This is a genomic window from Spartinivicinus poritis, assembly GCF_028858535.1.
Taxonomy (GTDB): domain Bacteria; phylum Pseudomonadota; class Gammaproteobacteria; order Pseudomonadales; family Zooshikellaceae; genus Spartinivicinus; species Spartinivicinus poritis.
The window spans coordinates 1-25,630 of sequence record NZ_JAPMOU010000055.1 but is presented as its reverse complement, the minus strand read 5'-3'; the positions used below and the strand labels follow the sequence as shown (position 1 = coordinate 25,630).

Genomic DNA, 25,630 nt, shown 5'->3' with positions numbered 1-25,630 from the left:
GTTTAGTTAGTTTATTAATAACTCCCGCCAGTTACATTTCTTCATATTCTTTCCTTTGTTAGCCCTGTCTGATTAAAAAATTATTCATTAAATGAGCATGCCTATACCTATTGGTATATCTGGCTAAATCGCTCATCTAATCAATATGGAAAATATAATGGGCACATTAAACTCCATTCAATATATTGCTGATAATATTGAACTTATTGCATCAAATAAAACCTGGATTGAAGGGAAAGCAATTGAGCAATTAACGTTTTCAGCTAAATTGCCTGATATGCTGAAAGTTGCAGGTATGCCAGATTTGCATCCTGGTAAAAGTTACCCTATAGGCGCTGCATTTTTAAGTAAAAATACCTTGTATCCTTATTTGGTAGGTAGTGATATAGGCTGTGGTATGGGGCTTTGGCAAACTGATAAACCAATAAATAAGCTTAAAATATCGCGGTGGATAGATAAGTTAGCTGTTTTAGATGAACCACTTAATCGGGACTGGCAAGATGAAATAGAGCAAACCAAGCAACAGTTTGGTGTTATTAATAGCGATTTTGATAGAGCATTGGGTAGTATTGGTGGTGGCAACCACTTTGCTGAGTTACAAGTAGTTGAGACTATATTTGATCAAACACTTGCTGACGCTATTCATTTATCAAAAAAACATGTACAGCTATTGGTGCATAGTGGCTCTCGCGGTTATGGTCATGAAATTCTCAATCAGCATATTGCTCAATTTAACTCGGCGGGTATTGCGGTTGACTCTGATGCAGGAATTGAATATTTACAAAAACATAACGATGCTGTTCAGTGGGCTTGCGCTAATCGAACATTAATTGCCAAGCAAATAATGGCTACACTGAATATAGATGCTGATCCGTTGCTGGATGTTACCCATAACCTGGTGTCTAACCAGCAGGGAATGGGTTGGCTACATCGTAAAGGTGCTACACCGAGCGATCAGGGAATTGTTGCAATACCAGGTTCCAGAGGGGCTCTGACTTATCTGGTAAAGCCTGTTAAAAGTGCTACTGGATTATTTTCATTAGCACATGGAGCAGGAAGAAAATGGCAGCGTTCTGAAGCTAAAGCGCGGTTATCTAATAAATATCGGGTACAAGACTTACAGAAAACGTCATTGGGCAGTCATGTGGTTTGTAAAAATAAGGCGTTGCTTTATGAGGAGGCTCCGCAAGCTTATAAGTCGATAGACCAAGTTATTCAAGACTTAAAAAATGCAGGGCTAATTGAACTGATTGCTAGCCTTAAACCCATTCTCACCTACAAAACAGCGAAGAGTGGGGGATGTTGATGTTTTGGTTACAGCTAAGCGCAGGGCGTGGACCAGTGGAGTGTGCTCGCGCTGTTACTTTAGCAGCACGCTATCTAGAAGAGGAAGCAAAACAGTTTGATATTGAACTGAACGAGGTTGAAAGAATAGTGGCCAATGATAAAGGCTGCTGTTATTCGGTGCTTTATACAGTAGCAGGGACTGAGGCAGAAGTATTTGCTCAACGTTGGCAGGGTTCTTTGTTGTGGCAGAGTGAAAGCCAGTTTCGGCGTGGACATAAACGTAAAAACTGGTTTTTTTCTGGCCGCTATTGGCCTGTAAAAGATTTTTCGATCCCAAGGGAGCAAGTCAAAATCACCACTTGCCGTTCTCAAGGGGCGGGAGGACAGCATGTTAATACCACTGACTCAGCTGTGCAGGTTACTCATATACCCACAGGTATACAGTGTACTGTGCAAAGCCAACGTAGCCAGCATAGTAATAAGAAACTTGCTTTATTTAGACTGCAAGAAAAATTGGATGAGTTGGAGCAAACGGCTATAGCAGCAGAAAGTGTTAAGCGTTGGCAGCAACACACGGCATTAGAACGTGGGAACCCTAAGCGGATATTTAAAGGCGAAAGATTTACACTCTTTTCGAATGACATTTAGGCTTTGGGTATATAAGAGGTGATTGATGAGTAGCTGATATCAACTTCTATTCTTTAAGTAATAGGGTGTTAAGGATACATGAAGAGTATGGTATGAAAGAGTTTTATTATTTAAAACCTTGGCAGTATTCGTCTGCTGTCATACTCTTTATTGTCTTTGCTGGTATTATCAGTTGGTTTATATATAGTCATGTATACCCTGGTATTGCTATTGCGAAGAGTGAGCTGAAACTACCTATTATTAATTTAACCAGCGTCATATCTGGTAAAATAAAGCGAGTCAGAGTTCAGGGAGGAGCCATTGTCAAACAAGGACAATTACTTCTGGAGCTAAGTAAAACTCCAATTAACAATCAAATAACCAAAGTTGAGGAACGTTTAGCTTTGTTGCAGAAGCAAAACAGTAAGCCAGTGAGTAATTGTCCCCCAGTTGAATCAAAAAAAAATAAAGCACTTGAATTAGCTCAACTTGGTTGTCAATTAGCACGGGAAATGGACACTATCAACCAAGAGGCAGTCTCTCATTTACAGCAACAAATAACGGTTTTGAAGCAACAGTTAGCTTATACAAAGATAAAAGCGCCTGCTTCTGGTAAAGTTTTACAAATAAAAGTGAAAAAAAATCAGCGAATTAAACCTGATACGGTTTTGCTAGAAATGATGAATGCAACAGGTGCTGAGATGTTGATTTTTCTTGAGAAAGAACAAGCAAATTTAGCTGAGCTTAACTCTGAAGCAAGGATTACGTTGTTTAATTTAGATGATATCATTATCCCTGCAACAATAACCTTTATTTCTCCAACTGCAAAAAAAGATCACATTGTGATTGAAGGAACTGCACAAAGTAATGATTTGTTTTATCCGTTAAGGCTAAAGATTACTGGAGATTATTTAGCTAACCACTTGGATAAACTAGAACCTGTTATGGAGGGTAAGGCTTATATTAAGCTTAATCCTAAGGCAGACTGGCCAAAAGCCTTGCACAAGACAAAGTTACAACAGTAGATCACTTTTTTCGGTAATATAAATTGTCAAATCGTTGCTGAGTAAAGCCTGACATTCTTTTTTTACCTACCAAAATAAGTGGTACACCGCCGCCACCCAGCTTATTAAAATCATCACGGCCTTTTTGGCTTTTTTCAATATCATACTCTTTAAATGGAATATTTTTTGACTGGAAATAATTGCGTGCAACTTTGCAGTAACCGCACCACTCAGCACTATACATGACAACCCCTTTATTACGCTTTCTGTTAGTGCTAACGGAAGAAGGCCCTAAAGGCTTTAACTCAACATTTTGGTAAGTATTGGTTTGATTGATATTAACAGTGTTTACTTGCTTATGTTGCGGCTTCTTGTCGCTGAAGTGAACTTTGCCATTTTGATCTACCCATCGATAAATTTCAGCACTGGCGATGTTGGCCAACATTGCGGTGATAAACAGAAATACCGTGTTAAAAGCTGTTGTCCTTAGCATCGGGTGGTTACTCCTACATCTTCTTGACTCAGGATAAAACTGAAAATAAAGGATATGAATTGTACATAATTCATGTATTTATTGCAAAGGTGTTCCCTTATCTCTTGAATAGTAAATATTTGGAAGCGCAATAGCTGAAGCTATAATTAAGCTTAGTTTGCTTGTAGGCTATATAACCAAATGATAGTAAAAAGCTTAAGCTTGATGATTGTTATTGCTAGCATGTTACAGCTAAGTGCTAATGAATTATTAGTGGTGACAGAGAATTGGCCTCCCTATAATTATCGCGAAAAAGGCCAAGTTGTTGGGGCCTCAACAGAAGTAGTTAAAAAAGTATTAGCAAAGGCAAACTATAAATATAGCATTCACTTATATCCTTGGGCTCGATCATATCAAATTGCTCTATATAAACCTAATGTAATCATTTATACCATTTTACGTACTCCAGAAAGAGAGTCCCTATTTAAGTGGATAGGACCACTATTTTCAGGTAAGCAATTTTACCTATATAAGCTAAGTAGTCGGAGAGACATTGCTCTTTCAAATGTCAGTGATGCAAAAGAATATATTGTTGGGGTTATGCGAGGCGATGTTAGTCATCAGTTTTTAAGTTCAGTAGGATTTGAAGAAAAGAAAGCGCTGAGTATTTCTGTTTCAGAAGAAGAAAATATTAAGAAGCTATATGCATTTAAAGTGGACTTGATTTCTGGAAATAACATCACTTTACCCATTAGACTGAAAAAGCTAGGCCTCAAATTTGAGGACGTCTATCCAGCAATAATGACTTTTAAATATAACTACTACATGGCTGTTAGTAATAATACCTCTAATGAGGTCTATAATAAGTTAAATAATGCATTTAAAGAAATTTATAATGATGATATTAAAAATAAAATTATAAAAAAGCATAATATTTCTCCTTGAATTTGTTTGTATCAGGGTAGGATCTAACCATAGCTATGATAGTAAATAAACTATATTATTCTCGAATGATTTTTAGGGTTTGTTGTCGTCACTATTCACCCAATCATTTATAAATACATATAGTCATGGGGCTCATCACTCGACGGCCGCCCCTAAAAGCCATTCGCTTTGGCTATAGTCACCAATATTTAGCCTGGAATTAAAAAAATGAATTATATTCCAGGCTCAGTGTTAAGGGGATTAGGAGCAAAGCTTGCACACATAGTGTTTTTATACAGCAAACCGCTTATCCAATTTACTATAACCCAAACCATTACTCTTTTTGACTTGAATTTGGGTAGGAATTCTTTCTTTTAGTGCATCAACATGAGAAATAATTCCTACCATCTTACCACTAGCGTTGAGTGCATCTAAGGCATCAAGAGCTGTATCGAGTGTTTCAGCATCAAGGGTACCGAATCCTTCGTCTAAAAATAAAGAGTCGATTGATGTTTTATGGCTTACCAAGTCAGAGAGTGCTAAGGCTAATGCAAGGCTAATTAAAAAACTCTCTCCACCTGATAAGGTTTTGGTGTCTCTTTCTACATCTGCTTGCCAGGTGTCAACTACTACTAAGTCTAGCTCTTCAGTAAGTTTGCGCTTCAGTTGGTAGCGGCCATGTAATCGCTGTATATGTTGATTAGCCAGATATACTAAGTGGTCTAAGGTGACACCTTGGGCAAAACGACGAAACTTGTCGCCTTTAGCTGATCCGATCAGGCTGTCTAACTTTACCCAGACATCTGTAATAGACTGTTGTTGCTGAATTTCTGCTAATAATGATTGCTGCTTTTGTTGTGCTGTTTCATCTGCTTTTAGGGTAGCTTTCAGTTCAGCCATGTCTTCTTGTGTTTGTTTTTGTTGTTTAACAAGTTCGGTTAGCTGGTGATTGATTTCAGAAATTGTAAGTCCTGTGAGTTGCTTTGCCTGCAAATCACTTAGTGTTTGTTCTGCATCTTGCAATAATCCCTGATTGCGTTGCTGCTCATTATCAAGCTGTCGTTTTAATTGTTTTAATTGCTGATATTCAATAGGTGATAATATAGCCTGTTCAAATGATTGCTGGCTGACAAATGGGCTATCAGTTAAGGCTTGCTGCCATTGCTGAGAGGTTTCTTGTAGCTGTTTGGTTAATACTTGCTTGCTTTGCTGTAGTGTAGTTATTTGCCCTTTAAGCTGATTATGATTTTGGTTCTGGTGGTTCAACTGGTCCTTAGCTTTTTGCAATTGCTGCTCTTTAACACTTAACTGCTCTTTTAATTGACGGCGCTCAGTATCAATTTGTTTATCACCAAAAAGAGCATAACGTTCTGACTGGAGTATTGTTAATTGATTATTAACTGCACTTAATGAATTAGTTGAGTCTTCTATTAAGCTGACTGTTTGCTTGGTATCTTTTTCTAAGCTATTAATAACTAACTTATTATCAGCTAATGCCTGCAGTAGTTCATTATGCTGTTGTTGAGTTTGTTGGTATGTTTGGCTTGATAAGTTTTGTTTGCTTAGCCAGTCATTTTGATTAGCTACATTAGGTAGAGAGTCATTAAAAACAGCAAACTCCTGGTTAAGAATAGCTTCTAATTCAGCCAGCTGTTGCTGAGTATTCTTTAATTCTTTCGTTTCAGTCTGGTGTTGAGCTTGTAGATTCTCTACGGCTTGATTTAGTAGTTTTAAATCATTCTCATGCTGTTGGGCTTCCATTTTTTGAATGTGTTGCTGTTGATCTGTTAACTGCTTATTGACAGCTTTATAGTGTTTCCATTGTTTGGTTAGTTGCTCATGCTGTTCATTAGCTGTTTGTAAAAGCTGGGTAATAGTGCTTTCATTATTTATTGCTGCCACTACTTGTAATTTATCTATGACAAACTGCCATTCATTTTCGCATTTTTTAAGTTCTTGAATGACATCTTCTATTTGCTGTTGGTTATACTGTATTTGCTGATTAATCGTAATAGTTTCGTTATTGTTATATGTTAAAACGACTTCTATTTCAGTTAACTCATTCCGCTTGGCGAGGAGCTGTTGTTCAGTTTTTGATGGGTCAACCTGCTGGTATTCCGCTATTGCTGGGTGTTCTTCTGAACCGCACAAAGGGCAAGGATCGCCTTTTTGTAGCTTAAGCCTATGTTTTGATAAGCTTTGAATATTAAGCTCTAAGCTTAAATTTTTCTCAATACTGGCAATATGCTCTTGTATTGCTATTTTAATCTTACTTTTTTCTTGTTTTTTACTATTCAGCTCAGCAAGCTTTTGTTTAGTTGTATTGTAACTATTTAAAAGATTGTTTTGTTTAACAGTTAGTTCATAGTAGCGCTTGGTCAGCTTTTCAAGCTCCTTTAACAAAGGACGTTGCTCTATTGACTGGTGATAAGCATTCTCAAGCGTATCATTGTTATATTCACCTAATATCTGTTTAATTTGGCTAGATAATATTTGCAGCTGACTTTGTTGCTCCTGTAACAATAGTCTAGACGCATTAAGTTCGACATTAATTTCATTAATTTGATAGCTTTTTTCTTCAATTGATTTTTTGGTAGATAACACTTTGTTAGTGTATTCTTTTTCTTGCTGACTAAGAGTTTGTCGCTGTTTTAGTTGTTCTTTCCATAATGGGAGTTTTTCTGCTAAGTATTTGTGTTGTGAATGTGTGTCTAGATAGTTTTTTGCACTAATATAGTTTGATTCAGTCTCTGCTTGTTGGCTACTAGCGTTTTTAAGAGAGTTTTGTTGTTTCGTTAGCTGTTGTTTTAGATTCTGTAAATCACTTTCAAACCTTTGCTTCTGACTGATAAGGTCTGCTATTTTATAGTCTAGAGGCGTCACCTGATCAGCTAGTTTCTCCAGTTTATTTTGTTTTGCTTGGTATTGTTGGTAAGTCTCTGTTAGTGATTTAACCTGTTGTTCAGCTTGCTTGATGGAGTCCTGAATTGACTTTTGTGCGTTAAGACATTCATCTATAGTCTGCTGATTATTGCTATAACGTTGGTTTGCATCTTGCCAGGATTTATAGATTGGTTTGATTTCTAAAGCAGGCTGGTGTGCTTCTAGTTTTTTAATATCAGGAGTGGCTTGAGTTATAGTATTCTGGTGTTGCTCAATCTTATCTTTGGTTTGTTGTATTTTTACTTTGGAATCGCTTATTTGCTCTAACCATTGTTTTTTTTGGCTATACTCTTTTAATGCTACTTCTAGCTGGTTTGTAGTGTTAGCTAGGCTTTCCTGCTTTGAAATTATTTGATTTTTTGTTTCAGAGCTGAGTGGCTCAGTGATGTTAACTTTATCATTTAACAGTGATAATTTATTTTTTTCATGTTGACAATGCTCATAAACCCGCTGGGAAATATTTCCATAAATATCAGTACCAGTTAATTCTTCTAATAATTCAGCTCGTTCATTGGGCTTTGCATTCAAAAAAGCAGCAAAGCCTCCTTGGGCTAACAAAATAGACTTAGTGAAGCGACTAAAGTCTAGACCAGTGACAGCTTCTATTTGTTTTCGAGTTTCTGCTAATTTATCAGCAATAATCACATTGTTTGTAGAACCATTTAATATAGCGAGTTCTGCTACAGGAGATTGTAACTTTCCTTTAGATTTACCTCTGGCGCGTCGCTGCTGCCAACTGGCTCGGTAACGGTTATTTTTTACTTCAAATTCTACTTCAGCTGAGCATTCTGCTGTGTGTCGGCTCATTAAGTCATTGCTGGCAACAGACACTTTTAAGCGTGGAGTTTCGTGGTATAGGGCTAAACAGATGGCGTCTAGTAATGTTGTTTTTCCTGCTCCAGTTGGGCCTGTAATAGCAAAGAGCCCATTGTTAGCAAAGTCTGGCGCAGTAAAATCAATGAGCCATTCACCTTTAAGGGAGTTAATATTTTTTAACCGTAAGCTTAAGATTTTCATTATACAGTAGCTTTTTCCTTGCAACTTATGCTTGTTGTCGGTTGAGTCTCGTCTTCTTTTATCTCATTTAGTATGGTTTTGAAATGTTGCGTTAACTGATTTTTTAGTGACTCATCCATAGTTTCTTGGGCTAGCCGCCGTTGAAATACATCGATAGGAGATAAATCTGTTAGCGTTTCTTTAGCTTCTCGCTCAATTGTTTGTTGTTGGGTGCGGGCTCGCTTTAACTTCAATATTTCAAAAGGTTTGTCGGCGATCAGCTGTTGGAGTCGAGCTTGTAAATCAGTCAAGTAATCATCTTCCTGAATAACGATTTCTAGCCAAGTAGATTGCCCTTGTGGTGGTGCTTCCAGCTGTTCAAGCTGTTGCTCAATATCGGCTAAATTACCTTTAACGGTAGCCATTGGTTGAAAGCGGGGTACTTCAATACTTTCGATAGAAGCCAAGCCATTACTTGTCAGCTCAATACACAACACTTGCTTAGCGTTATCCACTTCATCAAAACTCAGCGGAATAGGGGACCCTGAATAGCGAATATGATCTACCCCCGACACTTGTTGACTACTGTGTAGATGACCTAAGGCAATATAGTCGGCTGGGGGAAAGTGTCGTGCAGGAAAGGCTGACAAGCTACCAATATAGATATCGCGCACTGATTCTGAAGATTGCCCCCCTACTGTGGCCAAGTGACCTGTCATGATAATGGGTAGAAGCTGTGCTTGATTGCTGATTTTGGCCTTTTGTTGTGCAATATTAAAAAGCTGCTGATAATGATCAGCGATGGCTTGTTCTAAACTCTGCTGCTTTTCTATTTGAGTTTGTCCTGCTTGACTGCTTAATACGTCTCTTGGTCGAATATAAGGTACTGCACAGATAATGGCTGTTGGATGACCATTGTTGTTCTTGATTGTAAGCACTTGCTCTTCAAGGTGGTCTGATATGCCACCAATAACGGTGATATTTAAACAAGATAGAATGCGGCGAGATTCGTGTAACACAGCGACTGAGTCATGGTTACCTCCTACCATCAACACTTGCTGGCAGTGAGTATTTTGAATCCCTACCATCAAGTTGTTGTACAACTTTCGTGCATAGCTAGGTGGCGTGCCTGTATCAAAAATGTCACCAGCTACGACTAATATGTCTATTTTTTGTTCATCAATTGTGGTCAGTAACCACTCCAAAAACGCCTGGTGCTCAGCCTCTCGGCTTTTATTCATAAAGTGTTGGCCCAAGTGCCAATCTGATGTATGGAGTAGACGCATGTTAGAGGCCTAAGTATCCGCTGGCATAGTGTTTTTCAACTGATGATAATATTTAGACAGTACTAATATGTCTAGAAAGAATGAAATGTAAAGTTTGCTTAGTAATCTGTTTTTGTGATCAATCATCCATTTAAAACAACTGTTATAAAGTAGAATTAAAATACAAATATAAGCTGTGGATATAAATATAAGTAACCAGCTTTATTTTGCCTCTCCCACATGGAGTGGTTTGTGAAAGGGTATTAAAAATAAACAGCTTCTATGTGATAGAGGGTGGCATTTGATACTTCAAAATAAAAAGAATATTAATTATGAAAAAACTAATAAAGCTTTCTGTCATTGCTGTATTTTTATTTTCTGCAATTCAACTTTCTGCAAAAGAGCAGGTGAGTATTAATCGTATTGTGATTTTTGGGGATAGTTTGAGTGACACAGGGAAAATGTATAAAAAGACAAAAGGATGGCTGCCATCCAGTCCACCTTATTATACAGGGCGATTTTCTGATGGGCCAGTTTGGGTTGATTACATAAAAGAGGCTTTTCAAAAGAAAGCTATTGATTTAACAATAATTAATGAGTCAGAAGGCGGTGCTACAGCAGCTGCATATGAAAAAGAGTCTTATAACCCAACGTATCAAGTGATTAATAATCTTGAACATGAAGTAGAACAGTTTTTAGAACATGATAAATTCCAAACTTCTGATCTTGTAATTATTTGGGCTGGTGCCAATGATTATGTGACAAATAACTGGCGAGACACGGACAGAGTGATGTTGGCTATTGATCGAACAATTAGCCAGGCATTAATCGGCGGCGCTGCCCAGGTGTTGGTTATTAATATACCCAAGCTCAATATAACGCCTTTCTCAATTTATTACGATAATACACAATCTGCTGATTTAGAGAATGTCTCAACCAAACATAATCAAGAACTAATTAGACTAATGAGTACAAGAAACCCTGACAAAGTCAGGCTATTTGATGTTGCAAGTGAGTTGAAAGAAATAATTCAGAATGCGTCTAGTTTGGGTTTTACTAATATTGATCAGGCCTGCTATACCAAAGGGTATATTTGGCGCCCATTTATAAAAGGTAAAAGTAAACAGTTTGCACATAGTGAGTCGCTAATACAGTACGATTACTATGATTGGCGAACTGAACCGAAAAAAATGGAAGAGCTAAATAGATATGAGTTACAAGAGTTATTTGAAAATGATCCTAGCTTTTCTGAAAACCCTATGCTACATGATGCCTTACCTTCACAGCAACAAATGTCTTTTCAGCAAAGAGATTCTTTTAATCGAAATAGTGGTTCTAAACTAAAAGATGATGAATCTACAATGGCTAGAAGTATCGATATAGCAGGTAATGCACCAGATAGTTGTGATGGTTATTTATTTTGGGATAAAGTACATCCAACTACTGCTGCACATAAAGTGTTGGCTGATAGACTGTATAGTTTCTTTGAACAGCACTATACCCTCCACTAGGGTAGTTGCTCTACATCTAATAATGAATCGTGACTGGTATACCTTCTATGACTCATTATTAGGTGTAATTCATGCTATTGCCCTAGAAGAATCTGCTTGGTTATGGATTGCACTTCAGGATTGGTCATCAATTGTTGAATCTTAGGATTGTTCTGCAAGGCATTAATATTACCACTGTTTATTAATTGCATCAGTTCAGGGTCTGCAAGTATGGCTTTGACTTGTGGATCATTTTGTAGTGCTAATATGGCCTTCATTGTTTCAGGACTATTAATAAGTGATTGCCTAATGCTATCAATTGATAGATTATTAGCAGCAGCTGCTTTACCCTTACTTATTGAACGAACCTTCTTTTGCTCTATTCGCATTTGGCCCAGGCTAGGTGTATCGATAACGTAAACCCCGTCGTTTAGAGACTTGATCTCACCTAAGATACGTGTTCCATCAACCAGTTCAATCGTTGCGGCTTGAGTAGCTATACAGAAGAGCAACCCGGTTGTCAGAGTGATAGATTTTAAGACAGAAAGCATGACTTCATCCTGTTAGTGGCTCAAAGTCTTCTAAGTGTAGCAGTACTTACTGGAATTAAGCTTGAAGTACTTCAGGTTCATTAACTTCTTATTTTGGGTATCCGACATGTAAAGGGTTTATTAATTTGTTATAGCTCTTATAAGTTCAATACTGCGGACAGTTTTATAGGTGTTGTATGTTAGTGTTTACGGGGGGAGTGCTCTACTCTCATATACTTTATTGCAAGATAGCCTGAGGCTTAACATGCAATAAACTCCTCCTTCCTATGGTACATGGCCTGTAGAGCAATGTTTTATAATTCAAAAACTGTCCACAGTATTGATAAGTTGGAAAAGACCATTATTAAATACTAGTTACATTACTCACAGTATACCTATCAGGCTGATACACAGGGCCTGTACTAGTTTTAATATGACTGTAAATAAATGAAGGTTAATTTTATTATGAATAAAAAAATTGCGAATAGTCCTATTTTCGCTTTGTTGGCATTCGCAGCAGGGATTTTTTGCATTCAGTTGGATGCGTTTGCACTTAATTTAGCTTTACCCCAAATTGGTATTGATTTGTCTGCATCAGAAGGTGGGTTGAAGTGGGTTGTTAGTGTTTATTTATTATCAGTAGGCGGGTTAATGCTTGCTGCTGGTAGGTTGAGTGATCAATATGGCTATAGAAATATTTTAATTATAGGTTTAGCTTTATTTGGTATCGCATCGATACTCTGTGCTTTAGCTCAATCCATGTCTGTATTAGTGATTGCAAGGGCTATACAAGGGGCTGGAGGTGCTTGCATTATGCCTGCTGGACTGGCGTTGATCACTAATGTCTATCCAAAAGAGAAAAGAAGTAAAGCAATTGGGCTGGCTATTGGCATTGGTGGCAGCGCTACAGCAGGTGGGCCAATATTAGGTGGGTTGGTTACAGAAGCAGTTTCTTGGCGCTTGATATTTTGGCTTAATATTCCTATCGTCTTAATGGCAATTTATTCAGCCATTTTTGTCAAAACAGAGATAAATGATACATACAAAACAAAGTTAATCGATATGAGAGGGTTGTTTTTGATAACCTTGTCTTTGGCTATCCTTAGTTTATTAATTGATGGAGTATCTACAGGAGGGAATGTAAATTTAAACATATTATTATCAATGGCATTTGTAATTTTAATTACTATGTTTTTTAGTAGTGAAAAAAGGTCAAGTAATCCACTGATCTCTTTAGAAATTTTCAAAAATAGAAACTTTATAGTGTTGACTGTAGTAGGGGCAGTTATCAATGCAATAACGGTTGTATTTTTATTTATTGTACCTCTGTCATTACAAGATGTGTGGCACTTGTCACCCTACTCGGCTGGAGTAGCATTCTTACCTCCTGCATTAATCATGGCATTTGGTGGGCCTATTGCTGGAAGGCTTAAAACCCTGCATGCAGTGTTTGTGATGAATGTATGTTTGGGGGTTGTAGCTGCAGTATTTATATCAGTGCCTAAATTATCATCATTTGTTATGTACTTAATAGGCATCACTATTTGTGCAATTTTTCTTGGTATAGCGAATGCGTTAACTTTAGTGGCAACGCAGTCAGTTGTGAGTCCAGTTGTGGCTGGTACAGCTTCTGGCATTACGAAAACAATAATCACACTAGCTGCGGGGTTGGGAGTAGTATTAACAGGAAAGGCTGCTGATCAAGCAATAGGACTTTCTGCTGACCATACAATTCACTCCATTTCAACATCTATAGGTTGGTTTTGTTTTTGTGTTTTTGTGTTTTTGTATTTATATGTTTATGGAAGGGTTTACAAGTATTAGGTTATTCGCTTAATGCTAAATGATTTATCAATTCATTGGCCGGTAGCTTAATCTGGCAGAGCGTATTCCTGAGAAGAGTGTATGAGGAGGTTTGAGTCCTTCCCGGCCAACCATATTGCTTTTACAATGTACTAATAAGTAAATAAGGATAACTCGGTATTTGTACCGGGTATTTGATGTTTACCTAGATTGATCCAAGCCCCCTGATGATATTGAGTAAGCGGTTCTGACACAATTACTTTTTGATTAAGTGGTTTACAAAGAGATTCTATTTTGGCTGCCTCATTTGCGGCCTTGCCTACTACAGTAAATTCTACTCGTCCAGAGGTACCGATATTTCCGTAGTGGACTGGCCCTGAATGCAAACCTATTCCATAGCTAATGGGTGGTAAATTATCTTTGGCGCGGATTTCATTTAAAACAGCAATTCTTAGTTCTGCATCTTTTACTGCTATTAGTGCATTTTTAGCAGCTGTTTCCCAACTGGTGAAGTTTTGTTTGTCAACGGGAAAAATAGCTAATACAGCATCACCAATAAACCTGAGCACTTCTCCACCCTGGTTTAATACTGCACCTGCAAGACAATCAAAGTATTGGTTGAGTAAGGCTAAGTATTCATCGGCTGGCAGCTCTTCTGATAGCTTTGTTGATTTTCTTAAATCTGAAAACCAGATAACAGCATCAATGGTTTCTCCTTCTCCACGTTGAACCATGCCGGATAAAACACGTTTTCCTGTAGTATTACCTAAGTAAGCACAAATGAGTGACAACGCTGTTTCATGTCTAATGAGTATTTCCAGGCCTCTTGTTGCTGCGCGAACAATTTGTTGGATACGTTTGATTTCATGTTCCTTAAAGCCATTGGTTCTGTTAGTGGCCAAGCTAATTGCGCCAATTTCACCCTCAGAAAAATTGAGAGGTAAAACCAGGTAATCTGTCATTCCTTGCGCTTTTAGCTCGCTAAGTATTGGAAAATCTAGCGGCTCATTTATGTGTTCTAGGTGGCGATGAATTAGCGTTGTTTCACCATTACATACTGGATGAAAAGGACTGAGCAAGTAAGAATCTCGTTCTAACAAGCCTTGGGTTGCTTTATTAACAACAACATCCGCACTGGTTCGAGTCCAGCAGTAGCTAATGCCGGATAATTGTGGGTGGAGAATTTGGTGTAAAATCCTTACCCTTTCTAAAGGTAGGCTGGCTTGTAGCATTTGTTCTACCAGCTTTTGTACCCACTCTGAAGGCGCATTTACATCAATAATAGAAGTAGCCGCCCATTCAACAACAGGGTCAGGCCACTTATAGGGAGCTGTGTCATTTGACATCAGTACACCTTCATCACAATTGTTAGTGTAAGGATCTCTAATAATTGCTTATAGCCTCTGTGCAACTTGGTGGTTGGTCTGAACAAGTGCCGTCGGGTAGTTTCTTTCAGAACCCCCAAAGATAGTAAGCAATTATCAGAGATGTCTTAATTATCTTACCCTTAGATTGATTTTAGTGAAATGATCCTGAAGATGTATTTAATAAGCGACATTTATTATTTGTATATAAAATAAACTCAGTATTAAGTTAGTGGTAAGGGTTTCTGACAAGGCTGGTTATATTATGATCTTTTTATGGAGCTATTTGAACATAACATAACCAAGATTGAAGGTGGTAACTGTAGCGATAAATACCAAGCAGTTAACTGAAGGTTTTACGCCTTAATAAGCCTAAACCTGCTAGTAATGTCAGGCTAAGTGTGCCGGGTAAAGAGATGCTTTCAGCTGTAGCTTTATACCTAACATCATCAATAAATACATGTAATGGTGCTGTGCCATCAAACCCGTAGCGGAACACTACTTTGGTAATTAGTATTTCACTAACAAAACCAATAAATTGGTCTGCCCAGTTATTCATGTTGGCAATGACAGAAATGGTTTCAACTTCACCACTGTTAGTGAATATATCCAGATAGGCTGTAAAGTTATCGGTACAGCATGTATCATCATTACCGAAGAATAAGCCAAGTGCGGTAGTTGGATTTTTAAATGTCATGGTAATAGGATCAGGATAACTATTGGTAGTTAATCCATATTTACCGGATGGCGTATGACCACTACTGAAGTCATCTGCAGGTGCATTATAAACACCAGTACTTGACGAAAAATTAATACCTGCACTTAGTTGATTGTCTTCAAAGTTTTCAATTTTAAAATTAGCTTGGTCTCCAAGCCCATCTACTGAATTCACCTGGGTTATCAGGCTAGCAGATGCTGAATTAAAATATCCTCCCCCTATAGTTAAACAAAATAGTGCTGATAATATATAGTTTTTTTTCATTGGGCTTACTCCTTGCCTTGTTATTTTAGCCTTACCACTTTTAAATAAAGTGCGATAAAATGCAATACGACCTTAGCATTCTTTTTGCACTATTCGCATTGGCTATTTATAAGTTTGAAGTTGAATATGCGAGGCTATGTGATTAAGGTAGTGTATGGATTGGATCATTTTAACCATAGCAGCTTTAGTAACATCCACTGTGAGTGGCGTGTTAGGCTTTGCCGGTGGTCAACTGTTTTTAGGCATACTGCCTATTTACTTGCCAGGATCTGTCGTGATTCCTATGTATGGTGCAAACCAGCTGGTGAGTAACTGCTCTAGGTTTTTATTTGCTTATAGAAGTGTTCACTGGGCTGTAGTTGGTGCTTTTCTAAGTGGTTCAGTAGTAGGTGTGTTGATTGCTAGCTTGGTTGTAGTGAATTTTAACTTTGACTACTTTCCCCTTTTGATCGGCTTTTTCATTTTACTAAGTACTTGGACACAGTTATTCAATTGGCTTAATCGTTCGAATTATTCCATGTGGCTAATTGGTTGTTTGCAATCTGGGTTAGGGGTGATTGTTGGGGCAACAGGCCCTTTAGCGACTGCCGTGTTGACGGATAGAGGGCTGACTAAAGATGGCATCGTCGCAACTAATGCTGTGTTAATGGCAATTAGTCATGTTTTTAAAGTGGTTGTTTATGGTGTGCTAGGATATTCTATTTTAAGTTATTGGCCACTTATCATAGCGCTTGCTGTAGCTAGTATAATGGGTTCATATATTGGCACCAAAGTACGTCATAAGCTGAGTAATAAAAGTTTTTCTTCTATAGTTAAGTGGGTGTTGACACTGGTTGCCATTAATCTTATTGCTCAGTCTCTTTATATGAATATCTAATTGTAAATTAAGTAGGCAAGCACGAATTATTTAGATTTTATAGATTGCAACAAGCTCAAAGGAATTACGCTTGATATTGATGGTTCTTGCGTATCACTTTTTAAGAATAGGTGATACTGATCAATGTATACTCAAATCTTCACTGAAATAAAGGGGTATTTTCTTAGATGTTAGTTTAAAACGGTCATATAAAGTTTCTAATACTATTTCACCATCGGCATCAATAATCTTATAGCAAATTGCAGTATTTAATGAACCAGATGATGCCCTTACTCTTAGTGACAGATACATGGTATTGAATGACAAATGGTATCTTTTGGTTCAGTGATATGCCTGGCGCTCCACTAGGCTTTCTTATCGTTTTTAATGAATTTTGTTCTTAAGCAGCTCTTAGGCGATTACGCAGTAATATCAGCTTCCCAAGGAACAGATGTTCGTGGTAGAGCAGAGTATTACTGGACGATACGGGCAAATGACCAAGCAATTTTTATGGTTAATGCCATCAGTATTGATTCAAAGATAATGAAGATCAAGTTTTACAAAGGAATGTTTGGATTTTATTTTGGTGATATCCTCGAATATGAAGATTAAAGTCTCCAGTTTTTAACAAATTGTAATAAATTTTTCTATACTGATAGAATAAGCCAAGCTATAGCAGTACTCCACTCATGAAAAATAGAACCTTACTCAATGCATTTAATGAACAACGTGTAGGTAAACGCAGAGCTGTAAAGTGGGAAGCCGCTATTAAACGAAAAAAAGACAAGACATCTACTCCTGCTGTAACGTTGAATATATCAAGCTATGGAGTTTTACTCGAGTCGCCATCCTTACTAAAAGTGGGAGAGAAGCCTCCTCTTATGATTGTTGTGGACTATAGGAACTTCCACTTCGCTTTATATGCAAAAGGGATAGTAAGACATGCAACTACTAAAGATTTGGATTGCTACATTGGCATAGAATTTCTCAAACTAAATATTACTCATCGAAACTTCTTAATTCGATTTACAAAAGGTTTAATTTAACGATCGAAAATAATTAGCATCAGCTAGAGTCGTTTGTTGTTTTATCGGTAATTTCTGCGAGCCATTCCAGTTAAGCTGGTAGCAATATAATGAATTAATAAACATAACGAAAAAAAGCCCTCAGGATAATAAGGGCTAAAACTTTGTTTTTGAGATAGAGTCAACTTCCTAAACCACAAACAACAATAGGAGTAGATGACAGTATTCATTATATAAGTTAATAATCGATTGTTTGTCATAATTAAGTAAAAGTTTCTAACGGGTGGCTAGCTCTTTTAACGACGAACTATACCTAATTTACCGTGATGAGTCTTTGTCAATGTGAGTCTGTGAATTTTCTATTACGACAGAACTGGGCGCTTCTTGGTTAAGAAACCCAGCTGATGTTGATTACCATCACAATAACTATCATGAGAGTTTTGATGAGTAAATGTTTATAGGTAGTTTCGAATGATTTCTTCAATTTTCGATGCGCCAAATTTACCTGGCATGGTTTTTAATTGATCAATACCTTGTTGCAATAGCTGTATTGCTTCACGATCTGTGTCTTTGTTGAAAGCAAAAAAATTATCGTTTTCACTCATTAAATAAGCAATTTCAAACTCATCAGCAGTATATTTAAGTTTTCGAAAGATCCATCTAGCCGTGATGTAATTGTATGCCCACATATCAATTCTATCTTTAAACAGCATTCTGGCTAAGTTGTCAGGATGGTTTGCAAATCGAAAATTATGATTTTTAGCTCCTGCTGCCAATGCCAATTGATGACTAATATCATTCCTTATTGCTCCAATCACAAAGGTGTGTATTGGGCTATCTGGATTAATAATAATATTATTCACCTTTTTTTTAATCAGTGCGTTTTTTGTTTTGGCAAAAGGGCCTGCCCATAAAAACAACTTGGATCTCTCTTTACTGTAACTCATGCTAAATAAGGCTGTATTATATTCAGTTAGTGCATACTTGTACCCTCTCGCCCAAGGCAATATTTCAACATCACTTCTTTGCACATGGCAATTCACAAGAGACGAAGCAGCGACTAATATGTCAACAGCAATTCCCTCCACTTTACCATCAGCAGTAATATAGTTATAAGGTGGAAAGTCCTCAGAAATAAATCTGACTTTTTGCAAAGGGCAGCTAAATATCAGTGTTGCCAGCAATGAAAAAGTCAAAAGTAACAATGTATGTATATACATAAAGCTAAATAACAACTTTGATTTTAGTTATAGAATAGACCTAAAGCAGTCAATCTTTACTACTTTGAGAGCATTAACATATCAAAAAATGATATACCATTGAAAAGTTAGTTAAATTTCAATCTATGCTGTGAGTATATACCACTTTATTTTCAAACCTAAAAATTATTCATGATGGGTATACTATTTGATATCATAAGATAGCTAGTGCCTTTTTGTCAGTATTTTATCAGAGAGGCATTATTTTTGCTCATAGTATTCACCAGATGCAGAACATCAAAGTATTTTTCTCGTGATTTGGTATTTAAAGAAAAGGTTGCAGGGCGTATAAAACACGGTATTGGAGGTGCTAAGGAACTAAAAAGCTCTATCGAAGTGAAGCTACCAGCAGACCTAACAGGTTTAATTGATGTGTTTGCTCTGGATGTATCCAAGCCCTAACAGAGTTTGTTACTAGCAAAAGGCAAACCATCAATAATAGTTAGATTATTCACCATAAAAAAATCTTCACTACAGTTATTAAATAATGCAAGAATTAAGCAGTTGGAAGCGATAGCACCATCCATCCATTTAGGATCGAAGGGGGATAAGTTGCGAAGCTCCTCCAATGTTTTTGGTTTTAGTTGATTTGCCAATTTAATAAAATCTGCTTTTGTACATTTATCTTTAGTTAGTGGTACAGTTAAGTGTTCTAAATAATATTTTTCACCACCGGTATAAATAAAGGAATTTATTGTCTTGGGTAGCTGGCTGGTTAGCCAGTTTATACACGGTGTGATATTTCTATTTTCTGGTTCGCTAGATAAATTAAATTGTTGGGTCAAATAGTTTAAACCATAAGAATAAAACAATATTTCTTTGTCAGGTTGAATAAGTTGGATACTGCCTCCACCAGTGTCATAGGATAACCATGGTGTTGGCAAGCTAGAAGCTTGAAATAGAGGGCGTGCTTGAATAGCTCCAGCTAAATTAATTGTTTCCCTAAAGTCTGCTAGTTGTCATGTTGCCATTCCTATTCTTGTCGTCTATATTACGCTTTATTTATAGGTAGCTTGGTTATATGATCTGGACTTTCTTAGAAAAAGTGACCCACTGGAATTGATTTGATGTGTGCCCCTAGCTGTTTGATTAGTAGCAAAGGAAGCATCAGGTGAAGTTGCCTGGTTTAAACAAGTAGTCTTTAGAGGGCTTGAGTTGAGCCCATGTATCACATTAAAGTTTTGCATCTATGAATTCAACTTTCTACCTTCCACGCAGACTATCAAGTAATGAAAAAATATATTCTGAAAAAGAGCTGCTAGCAACCTCGAATTACATTATTGTTTTGGCTGAACCTGGTGGTGGTAAGACAGAATTAATGAAAAGCCTTGCCAAACAGTTGGGGTCCTCACTGGTGACTGCAAATCTGTTTAGGCACATAGAAAGCGATGAGAAGAATTACTCACTAGTGATTGATGCATTTGATGAACTGGCCAAAGTTGATCAAACCGGAGTACACAAACTTTTCGCAAATGCTAGAAAGGCAAACCCAACGCACGTTATTATTTCGAGTCGATCAAGTGAGTGGTATAGCTCTACTACAAGCGCGTTTAAAGAGTTTATTGGATGCTCACCTCTAGTGGTCAAACTATGTGAGTTTGATGAAGCTGAGCAGCAAAAAATATTTGAGAATCACGCAAAAAATGAAGACTTCCAAGGTTTCCGTACTGAAGTTGCGCGATTTGATTTAGAAATACTGCTTCCAAACCCGCAGTTCCTGAAATTATTTGCTGATGCTTATATTGAGAGCGAAAGACGTTTTACCAGCAAACATTCAATCTTTGTAAAAGCAATCGAGCATTTAGCAAAAGAATCAAATACCAAAGTATCTACAACCAAATGTGGACTTTCAACCACTCAAAAAGTTGACCTGTCGTCAGAGGTTTTCGCGAAGCTTTTATTATCTGGTGCTGAGGGTATTAGCACGAGCGAAGCCTCTGAAAACCTGCTGTATCCCTTATTAGCATCATTGGCAAACATCAACACGGTTACTAATAGCATACTAGCAACCCGACTTTTTAAGCCTGGAAATAATGCAGATCAGCACCGTCCAGTCCATAAGATCGTCGCTGAATATTGTGCAGCAGATTATCTCACTAAGCGGATAGCAGCCCCAGCAGATTCTCTGACATTACCTAAGTGCCTCGCTATCATTGCCCCAAATTCAGCAGTACGAGATGAACTTCGGGGGTTGTTAGGTTGGATGGCTGCATTAGGCAATAAGCCAATAGAAAAGGCTGCAATTGAGCTCGACCCTTATGCTGTGCTGGCAAATGGTGACCCATCTCAACTTGAAAAGTCGTCAAAGTGTTTACTTATAAATCAGCTGAAAAAAATTGAAGATATAGATCCCTACTTCCGAAGGGGTGACTCCTGGCGCAGGTTTAGTGTGGCTGGCTTCTTCACTCAAGACGTTGTAGAAGAGATTAAGCCTCTTCTGAAATCAAATAGTAATGGACACTTGCATCATCTAACCCTTGAACTTATATCAGGCTCACCAGCAGCTGAAAAGTTAAAGGTTGAATTGTGCCAACTTACTCTAGCACCCAAAGAAAGTGAAACTACTCGCTTATTAGCCAGTAGATGTTTATTGTCATTACCAGAGCATGATCATCATGCTGACTTATCTGCTCTAGTTTCTGAGGCCAGTAATACCTCTCTAATAATTGTTGCTGAAGCCATCGAAAAGCTTGGCCCAGAATCATTTGAACATACGTTTCTCAAAGATTTTTTTCGGGCTTGTACAAGCCTCTATCCTTCACATGATGAAACTTTTGGGGGGGGGGCAGTTGGTGCCCGCTACTCTATAAAACAGTTGATTGCCTGTTTGACTTTGGAAACTGTCGAATCGCTTTTGGATGTTTTAACTAAGGACTTAGCCTGTATTTGCGGGAAGGAGTCATATGAGTGTGATTGCCGAAACGGTATAAGCAAGATCGTCGGATCAATGCTGGATCATTACTTCGATCTGGCTAACCCTCCGTTTAATCTAATACGGATTTGGCAATGGCTCAAAAACCTAAACTTTCATGAGAGTAAAACTGTAAACCAAAGCAAGGCAGTTAAAGTACTTCAAGAGGACGATGAACTGCGTCAAGGCATTATTGCTCATGTGTTTGAAAAGTTGAAAGACCGGGACCAGATTTTCAAGGCCAAATTACATATGTTTGGTTTACACTCCCACTCGGGCCTTCATCTTCAAGCTGATGACGACAAGTTCTTAGTCGATTTGGCGTTTAGGACTGACAACCCAAATTTGTGGGCAAGCTTTATATCTAGTCATCAGTACTATCGAAATAAAGGAATACGTGGCCCTGATAGTTTGCGACGGCATATGCGGGAGCAGGCAAGAGAGAAACCATCATTTATGCGAGAGTGGGCCAAGTCGAACAGAGCTGAGGAACAATTCAGGCTTAGAAATCAAGTTGCGAGGTTTAAGCATACTCGAAGGATGAGACGCCGTCGTAGGCAAAATGATGATATCCGCAGACTAAATATTAAGTATATCCAAGCCAACCGGGAGCTTGTCGAAAGTGGGTGCCATTGGAGTTGCCTAGTTCACTTTGCAAGACTGGTGCTTAATGACTCAGATAAAATTGAGCAGGAGTTTGGTGACAAAACGCTGGTTCGGAGCGCACTTAGAAATTGCCTCGACTTCCTAGCTCCAAAAATTCCCGATTTACTTAAGCTTGCTGAACTTCACTGTACTTCAAAGATTTTACATGCTGAAGTGATCCTTTATGCGGCTTGCTTAGAGATCATGCGTGTTAAAGGTAACCTAGAAAGTGTTGATCTTCGGCTCTTAAAAGCACTGCGAACTAACTTTTACACACACTATAAAGCAGTTACAGAAGGTGATCGTATTGCACTCAAAAATGAAATTGACCGACTAATCTTTTCTGGTATCACAAATGCTGAGAGTTTTCTCCGACAGTATGTTGAGCCACAACTGGAACAGTTGAAATGTAATTATCCTCAGGTTGATTTACTACGCGAGGACGTCTTTAGTCATTTGCGGGCAACGCTCTCAATTGAATGGCTTAACCGTTTTCATGAGTTGGCTTCCGAGCCATTAAACACGCTTTTTGAGATTGCTGCTCAGTATGGTAACCGGGATGATTTGAATGAAATTATTGTGGAGCGTTGTTCAGAGTTTATATCCAATAGCCCGAACCAAACTGCTGGTGAGGACATCGACCAAATGCGTAAATTTTGGTACTTGCGCGCATTTTGCTTTCTAAAGGATGTACCTAAAAAGTGTTGGGACTGGTTCAAAGCAGATAAAGATGCAGTATTTGTATTACGTGGGCAGTTAGATTTAGTGCCATATAGAGGTAATAAATATTGGCCTAAACTCACATCGAACAAAGTTGAAGGTATTCTAGATGCTTTTATTGATAAATGGCCAAAGGTTGATTTGCCTAATTCCTGGGGGACAGACAGCCCGAAGGAAGAGAAAGCATATCGTTTCCTAACAGATGTGATCTGGTTAATTGATTCAGATGACCCTGATGATGCTATACCTGTCCTTGATCGGCTTCTTAGCGATATGCGCTTTGTAGACCTTCATAATACCTTAAAGTCAATGCGCGCAGGTCAAGTCAGGAAGAAGGTATTGATGAATTTCGAACCACCCACACCTCAGGAAATAGTGGATTTACTAGATCACAACGAGATAGTTACTGTTGAGGGTTTGCGCCAACTGGTGATCCAAGAGCTTCAAGAATTTCAGGGGGCAATTAACGGCGGTGAATATAACTCTGCAGATCGATTTTATGAAAAAGACAAACGGTTGGATGAGGTACGGTCTACTGAGATTATTGCTGAGCGGCTCAATCTAAAGCTTGAACCGCAAGGCATATCAGTGACCCCAGAGCACCAATTAAAAGATGCAAAGCGGAGTGATTTCACAGTAACCAAAATGATAAGTGGCAGAAGATGTTTATTGGTAACTGAAGTCAAAGGGCAGTGGCATCCAGAGCTTTATACTGCAGCATCCACTCAATTACATGAACGTTACTCCATTCATCCAGATGCAGAACAACAAGGTGTTTTTCTCGTGATTTGGTTTGGTATTAAAGAAAAGGTTGCAGGGCGTATAAAACACGGTATTAGAGGTGCTAAGGAACTAAAAAGCTCTATTGAAGCAAAACTTCCGCCTGAACTCATAGGGCTAATAGATGTGTTTGTTCTTGATGTGTCCAAGCCCTAACAGAGTTTGTTGCTAGCAAACGGCAACCCATCAACAATCGTTAAGTTATTCACCATTAAAAAATCTTCACTACAGTTATTAAGTAATGCAACTATTAAGCAGTTGGAAGCGATAGCACCATCCATCCATTCAGGATCGAAGGGGGATAAGCAGCGAAGCTCTTCCTGTGTTTTTGGCGCTAGTTGACTTGCTAACTTAATAAAATCTATTTTTGCGCACTTATCTTTAGTTAATGGTACAGCTAAATGCTCTAGATAACGCTTTTCGCCGCCGGTATAAATAAAGGAGTTAATTGATTTTGGTAGCTGGGCGGTTAGCCATTCGATACACTGTTTGAGGTTTCTATTTTCTGGTTCACTAGATAAATTAAATTGTTGGGTTAAATAGTTTAAGCCATAAGGATAAAACAGTATTTCTTTGTCAGGTTGAATAAGTTGAATACTGCCTCCACCAGCGTCAACTATCGTATACTCATTAGGATAATCATGGTGTTGGCAAGCCAAGCGAATTAACTCTGCTTCTTGTTGTTGGGATATCACTTTCAGTGGTATTGAAAGTGTTCTGCAAGCCTGCTCGGCATGTTTTTTTAATATTTTATTATTTCTGAGTGCAGCAGTACCCACCGCTAAAATTGGTTCATTTACTGAGAATTCGTTTAACAGGTTTTTAAGCTGCGTGTATATTGTGTGTCTGTCGTATTTGTTTTTTATCCATTGCCAGCTTCTTAAGCAGCACTTGACTAGCGCACCAGATTCGAAACGATAAAGCTTTGCTGAATGACTGCCCAGGTCAATGAACCACTTATACTGCATCTATTGCCTCAAATAATAAAGATGGGGAGGTGAGCTCTGTTAGTGTTTTTAGCTCATATAAAGCCTTTTCAGTAAAAAAAGCCAGTTCAATAGCCATGATTTGAAAAATACTTTCGTGAATCCATTGCTTGGTTAATCGATTTGTGTCTGACAAAACAGCGGTTCGTAAAAAGCTAACCCATGAAGTCATTGTAATCCAGCAGTGATTGCTTAACGCCTTTAATTGAGCATCACTGGCTGTAATATAGCCCTCTGTACGTAGGGCATTATAAATAGCTTCTGCGGACTGTAAGCAAAGCCGAGAAAATTGCTTATATCGTCCATGTAGTTTCGGATCGGAAGATAATAGATGTTCCAGGTCTCGGTGAAAAAAACGATAGCACCACATGCATTGTACAACTTCTGTTAGGTAGTGCTGCTTGTCTGAAAGGGTAATAGGGCGGTCTTGTGGCAGTACCAAGATGTTTTGTAGGTCGTTCTCATACTGAAGGTATATCTGATAAATGATTTCCTGCTTATTTTTAAAGTGATAGTACAAATTGCCTGGCGAGATACCTAAGTGAGAAGCAATGTGATTTGTTGTCACATTGCGCTCTCCTTGCTCGTTAAAGAGAGCCAAGCTAGTGTTGATGATCTTATCTTGTGTTTTAGGTTTTGCCACTAGTAAGCCTGTTAAATCTATAAAAGCTATTAAGTCAATAAGACCAGCCCTTTCAAGGTGATTTTTTAGCCGCTTTTAAAAGCCTTGCTGTTGAAATATGGGGCTGGATTTTTATTTG

21 protein-coding genes and 1 tRNA gene are annotated in these 25,630 nt (G+C 38.1%); 12 read left to right on the top strand and 10 right to left on the bottom strand.

From position 1 onward, the window contains the following. Nucleotides 1-157 precede the first annotated feature (157 nt). From ORQ98_RS24880 to ORQ98_RS24870, 3 genes are all read left to right on the top strand, one after another. A complete protein-coding gene (locus ORQ98_RS24880) occupies nucleotides 158-1,306 on the top strand; it encodes an RNA ligase RtcB family protein (protein WP_274691529.1) in 1,149 nt (382 codons plus the stop codon). After that, the gene (prfH, locus tag ORQ98_RS24875) at nucleotides 1,306-1,935 is read left to right on the top strand and encodes a peptide chain release factor H (RefSeq protein ID WP_274691528.1); all 630 of its coding nucleotides are present in this window, start codon (nucleotides 1,306-1,308) and stop codon (nucleotides 1,933-1,935) included. Before ORQ98_RS24880 ends, prfH begins: the two co-directional genes overlap by 1 nt. A gap of 92 nt (nucleotides 1,936-2,027) precedes the next feature. Next, nucleotides 2,028-2,939 (top strand): HlyD family secretion protein, encoded by a 912-nt coding sequence (locus ORQ98_RS24870; RefSeq protein WP_274691527.1) that lies wholly within the window; start codon nucleotides 2,028-2,030, stop codon nucleotides 2,937-2,939. Between the two features lies 1 nt (nucleotide 2,940). Here ORQ98_RS24870 and ORQ98_RS24865 read toward each other — a convergent pair whose 3' ends face one another. Beyond that, the gene (locus tag ORQ98_RS24865; protein ID WP_274691526.1) at nucleotides 2,941-3,411 is read right to left on the bottom strand and encodes a DUF4124 domain-containing protein; all 471 of its coding nucleotides are present in this window, start codon (nucleotides 3,409-3,411) and stop codon (nucleotides 2,941-2,943) included. 180 nt (nucleotides 3,412-3,591) lie between these two features. Between ORQ98_RS24865 and ORQ98_RS24860 the strand changes: the two genes are divergently transcribed. Then, nucleotides 3,592-4,335: a substrate-binding periplasmic protein gene (locus tag ORQ98_RS24860; RefSeq protein WP_274691525.1), complete on the top strand. Its 744-nt coding sequence runs from the start codon at nucleotides 3,592-3,594 to the stop codon at nucleotides 4,333-4,335. A gap of 270 nt (nucleotides 4,336-4,605) precedes the next feature. Here ORQ98_RS24860 and ORQ98_RS24855 read toward each other — a convergent pair whose 3' ends face one another. Then, nucleotides 4,606-8,274, bottom strand: coding sequence for an AAA family ATPase (locus ORQ98_RS24855; protein WP_274691524.1), 3,669 nt, complete (start codon nucleotides 8,272-8,274; stop codon nucleotides 4,606-4,608). Continuing rightward, nucleotides 8,274-9,539 carry an exonuclease subunit SbcD gene (sbcD, locus tag ORQ98_RS24850; protein ID WP_274691523.1) on the bottom strand — a complete coding sequence of 422 codons (1,266 nt, stop codon included), beginning with the start codon at nucleotides 9,537-9,539 and terminating at the stop codon, nucleotides 8,274-8,276. The genes ORQ98_RS24855 and sbcD overlap by 1 nt, the downstream gene beginning before the upstream one ends. A 311-nt stretch (nucleotides 9,540-9,850) precedes the next feature. On the opposite strand from sbcD, the gene ORQ98_RS24845 reads away from it, so the two are divergent. Then, nucleotides 9,851-11,029: an SGNH/GDSL hydrolase family protein gene (locus ORQ98_RS24845; RefSeq protein WP_274691522.1), complete on the top strand. Its 1,179-nt coding sequence runs from the start codon at nucleotides 9,851-9,853 to the stop codon at nucleotides 11,027-11,029. 74 nt (nucleotides 11,030-11,103) lie between these two features. Here the strand turns inward: ORQ98_RS24845 and ORQ98_RS24840 are convergent, their stop codons facing one another. Beyond that, entirely contained in the window at nucleotides 11,104-11,559 is a 456-nt protein-coding gene (locus ORQ98_RS24840; RefSeq protein WP_274691521.1) for a hypothetical protein, read from the bottom strand. A 426-nt stretch (nucleotides 11,560-11,985) separates the two neighbouring features. Here ORQ98_RS24840 and ORQ98_RS24835 point away from each other — a divergent pair, with 426 nt between their 5' ends. Together ORQ98_RS24835 and ORQ98_RS24830 are read left to right on the top strand one after the other, a co-directional pair. Further along, nucleotides 11,986-13,362, top strand: coding sequence for an MFS transporter (locus ORQ98_RS24835; protein WP_342455229.1), 1,377 nt, complete (start codon nucleotides 11,986-11,988; stop codon nucleotides 13,360-13,362). Nucleotides 13,363-13,398: 36 nt separating this feature from the next. Then, nucleotides 13,399-13,475 (top strand) — tRNA-Leu (locus ORQ98_RS24830). A gap of 18 nt (nucleotides 13,476-13,493) precedes the next feature. Here ORQ98_RS24830 and ORQ98_RS24825 read toward each other — a convergent pair. Then, entirely contained in the window at nucleotides 13,494-14,687 is a 1,194-nt protein-coding gene (locus ORQ98_RS24825; protein WP_274691519.1) for an adenylate/guanylate cyclase domain-containing protein, read from the bottom strand. Between the two features lie 361 nt (nucleotides 14,688-15,048). After that, nucleotides 15,049-15,687 carry a hypothetical protein gene (locus ORQ98_RS24820; protein WP_274691518.1) on the bottom strand — a complete coding sequence of 213 codons (639 nt, stop codon included), beginning with the start codon at nucleotides 15,685-15,687 and terminating at the stop codon, nucleotides 15,049-15,051. A 154-nt stretch (nucleotides 15,688-15,841) separates the two neighbouring features. On the opposite strand from ORQ98_RS24820, the gene ORQ98_RS24815 reads away from it, so the two are divergent. The 3 genes from ORQ98_RS24815 to ORQ98_RS24805 all read left to right on the top strand — a co-directional run bounded on the left by ORQ98_RS24815 (nucleotide 15,842) and on the right by ORQ98_RS24805 (nucleotide 17,589). After that, complete coding sequence (locus tag ORQ98_RS24815) at nucleotides 15,842-16,564, top strand: sulfite exporter TauE/SafE family protein (protein WP_274691517.1); 723 nt, start codon at nucleotides 15,842-15,844, stop codon at nucleotides 16,562-16,564. A 366-nt stretch (nucleotides 16,565-16,930) separates the two neighbouring features. Further along, the gene (locus ORQ98_RS24810; RefSeq protein WP_274691516.1) at nucleotides 16,931-17,155 is read left to right on the top strand and encodes a hypothetical protein; all 225 of its coding nucleotides are present in this window, start codon (nucleotides 16,931-16,933) and stop codon (nucleotides 17,153-17,155) included. Between the two features lie 77 nt (nucleotides 17,156-17,232). After that, the gene (locus ORQ98_RS24805) at nucleotides 17,233-17,589 is read left to right on the top strand and encodes a PilZ domain-containing protein (protein WP_274691515.1); all 357 of its coding nucleotides are present in this window, start codon (nucleotides 17,233-17,235) and stop codon (nucleotides 17,587-17,589) included. 434 nt (nucleotides 17,590-18,023) lie between these two features. Here the strand turns inward: ORQ98_RS24805 and ORQ98_RS24800 are convergent, their stop codons facing one another. Beyond that, nucleotides 18,024-18,722 carry a substrate-binding periplasmic protein gene (locus ORQ98_RS24800; protein WP_274691514.1) on the bottom strand — a complete coding sequence of 233 codons (699 nt, stop codon included), beginning with the start codon at nucleotides 18,720-18,722 and terminating at the stop codon, nucleotides 18,024-18,026. Between the two features lie 312 nt (nucleotides 18,723-19,034). Here ORQ98_RS24800 and ORQ98_RS24795 point away from each other — a divergent pair, with 312 nt between their 5' ends. Next, nucleotides 19,035-19,229 (top strand): hypothetical protein, encoded by a 195-nt coding sequence (locus ORQ98_RS24795; protein WP_274691513.1) that lies wholly within the window; start codon nucleotides 19,035-19,037, stop codon nucleotides 19,227-19,229. Here the strand turns inward: ORQ98_RS24795 and ORQ98_RS24790 are convergent. Then, nucleotides 19,226-19,711, bottom strand: a complete 486-nt coding sequence (locus ORQ98_RS24790; protein ID WP_274691512.1) for a hypothetical protein — start codon at nucleotides 19,709-19,711, stop codon at nucleotides 19,226-19,228. The two genes, ORQ98_RS24795 and ORQ98_RS24790, sit on opposite strands and share 4 nt — an antisense overlap. Before the next feature lie 305 nt (nucleotides 19,712-20,016). Between ORQ98_RS24790 and ORQ98_RS24785 the strand changes: the two genes are divergently transcribed. After that, a complete protein-coding gene (locus tag ORQ98_RS24785) occupies nucleotides 20,017-24,039 on the top strand; it encodes an NACHT domain-containing protein (RefSeq protein WP_274691511.1) in 4,023 nt (1,340 codons plus the stop codon). Here ORQ98_RS24785 and ORQ98_RS24780 read toward each other — a convergent pair. Continuing rightward, a complete protein-coding gene (locus ORQ98_RS24780; protein ID WP_274691510.1) occupies nucleotides 24,036-24,851 on the bottom strand; it encodes a Ppx/GppA phosphatase family protein in 816 nt (271 codons plus the stop codon). The genes ORQ98_RS24785 and ORQ98_RS24780 overlap by 4 nt on opposite strands. Then, nucleotides 24,841-25,512, bottom strand: coding sequence for a TetR/AcrR family transcriptional regulator (locus ORQ98_RS24775; RefSeq protein WP_274691509.1), 672 nt, complete (start codon nucleotides 25,510-25,512; stop codon nucleotides 24,841-24,843). Before ORQ98_RS24775 ends, ORQ98_RS24780 begins: the two co-directional genes overlap by 11 nt. Nucleotides 25,513-25,630: the final 118 nt, after the last annotated feature.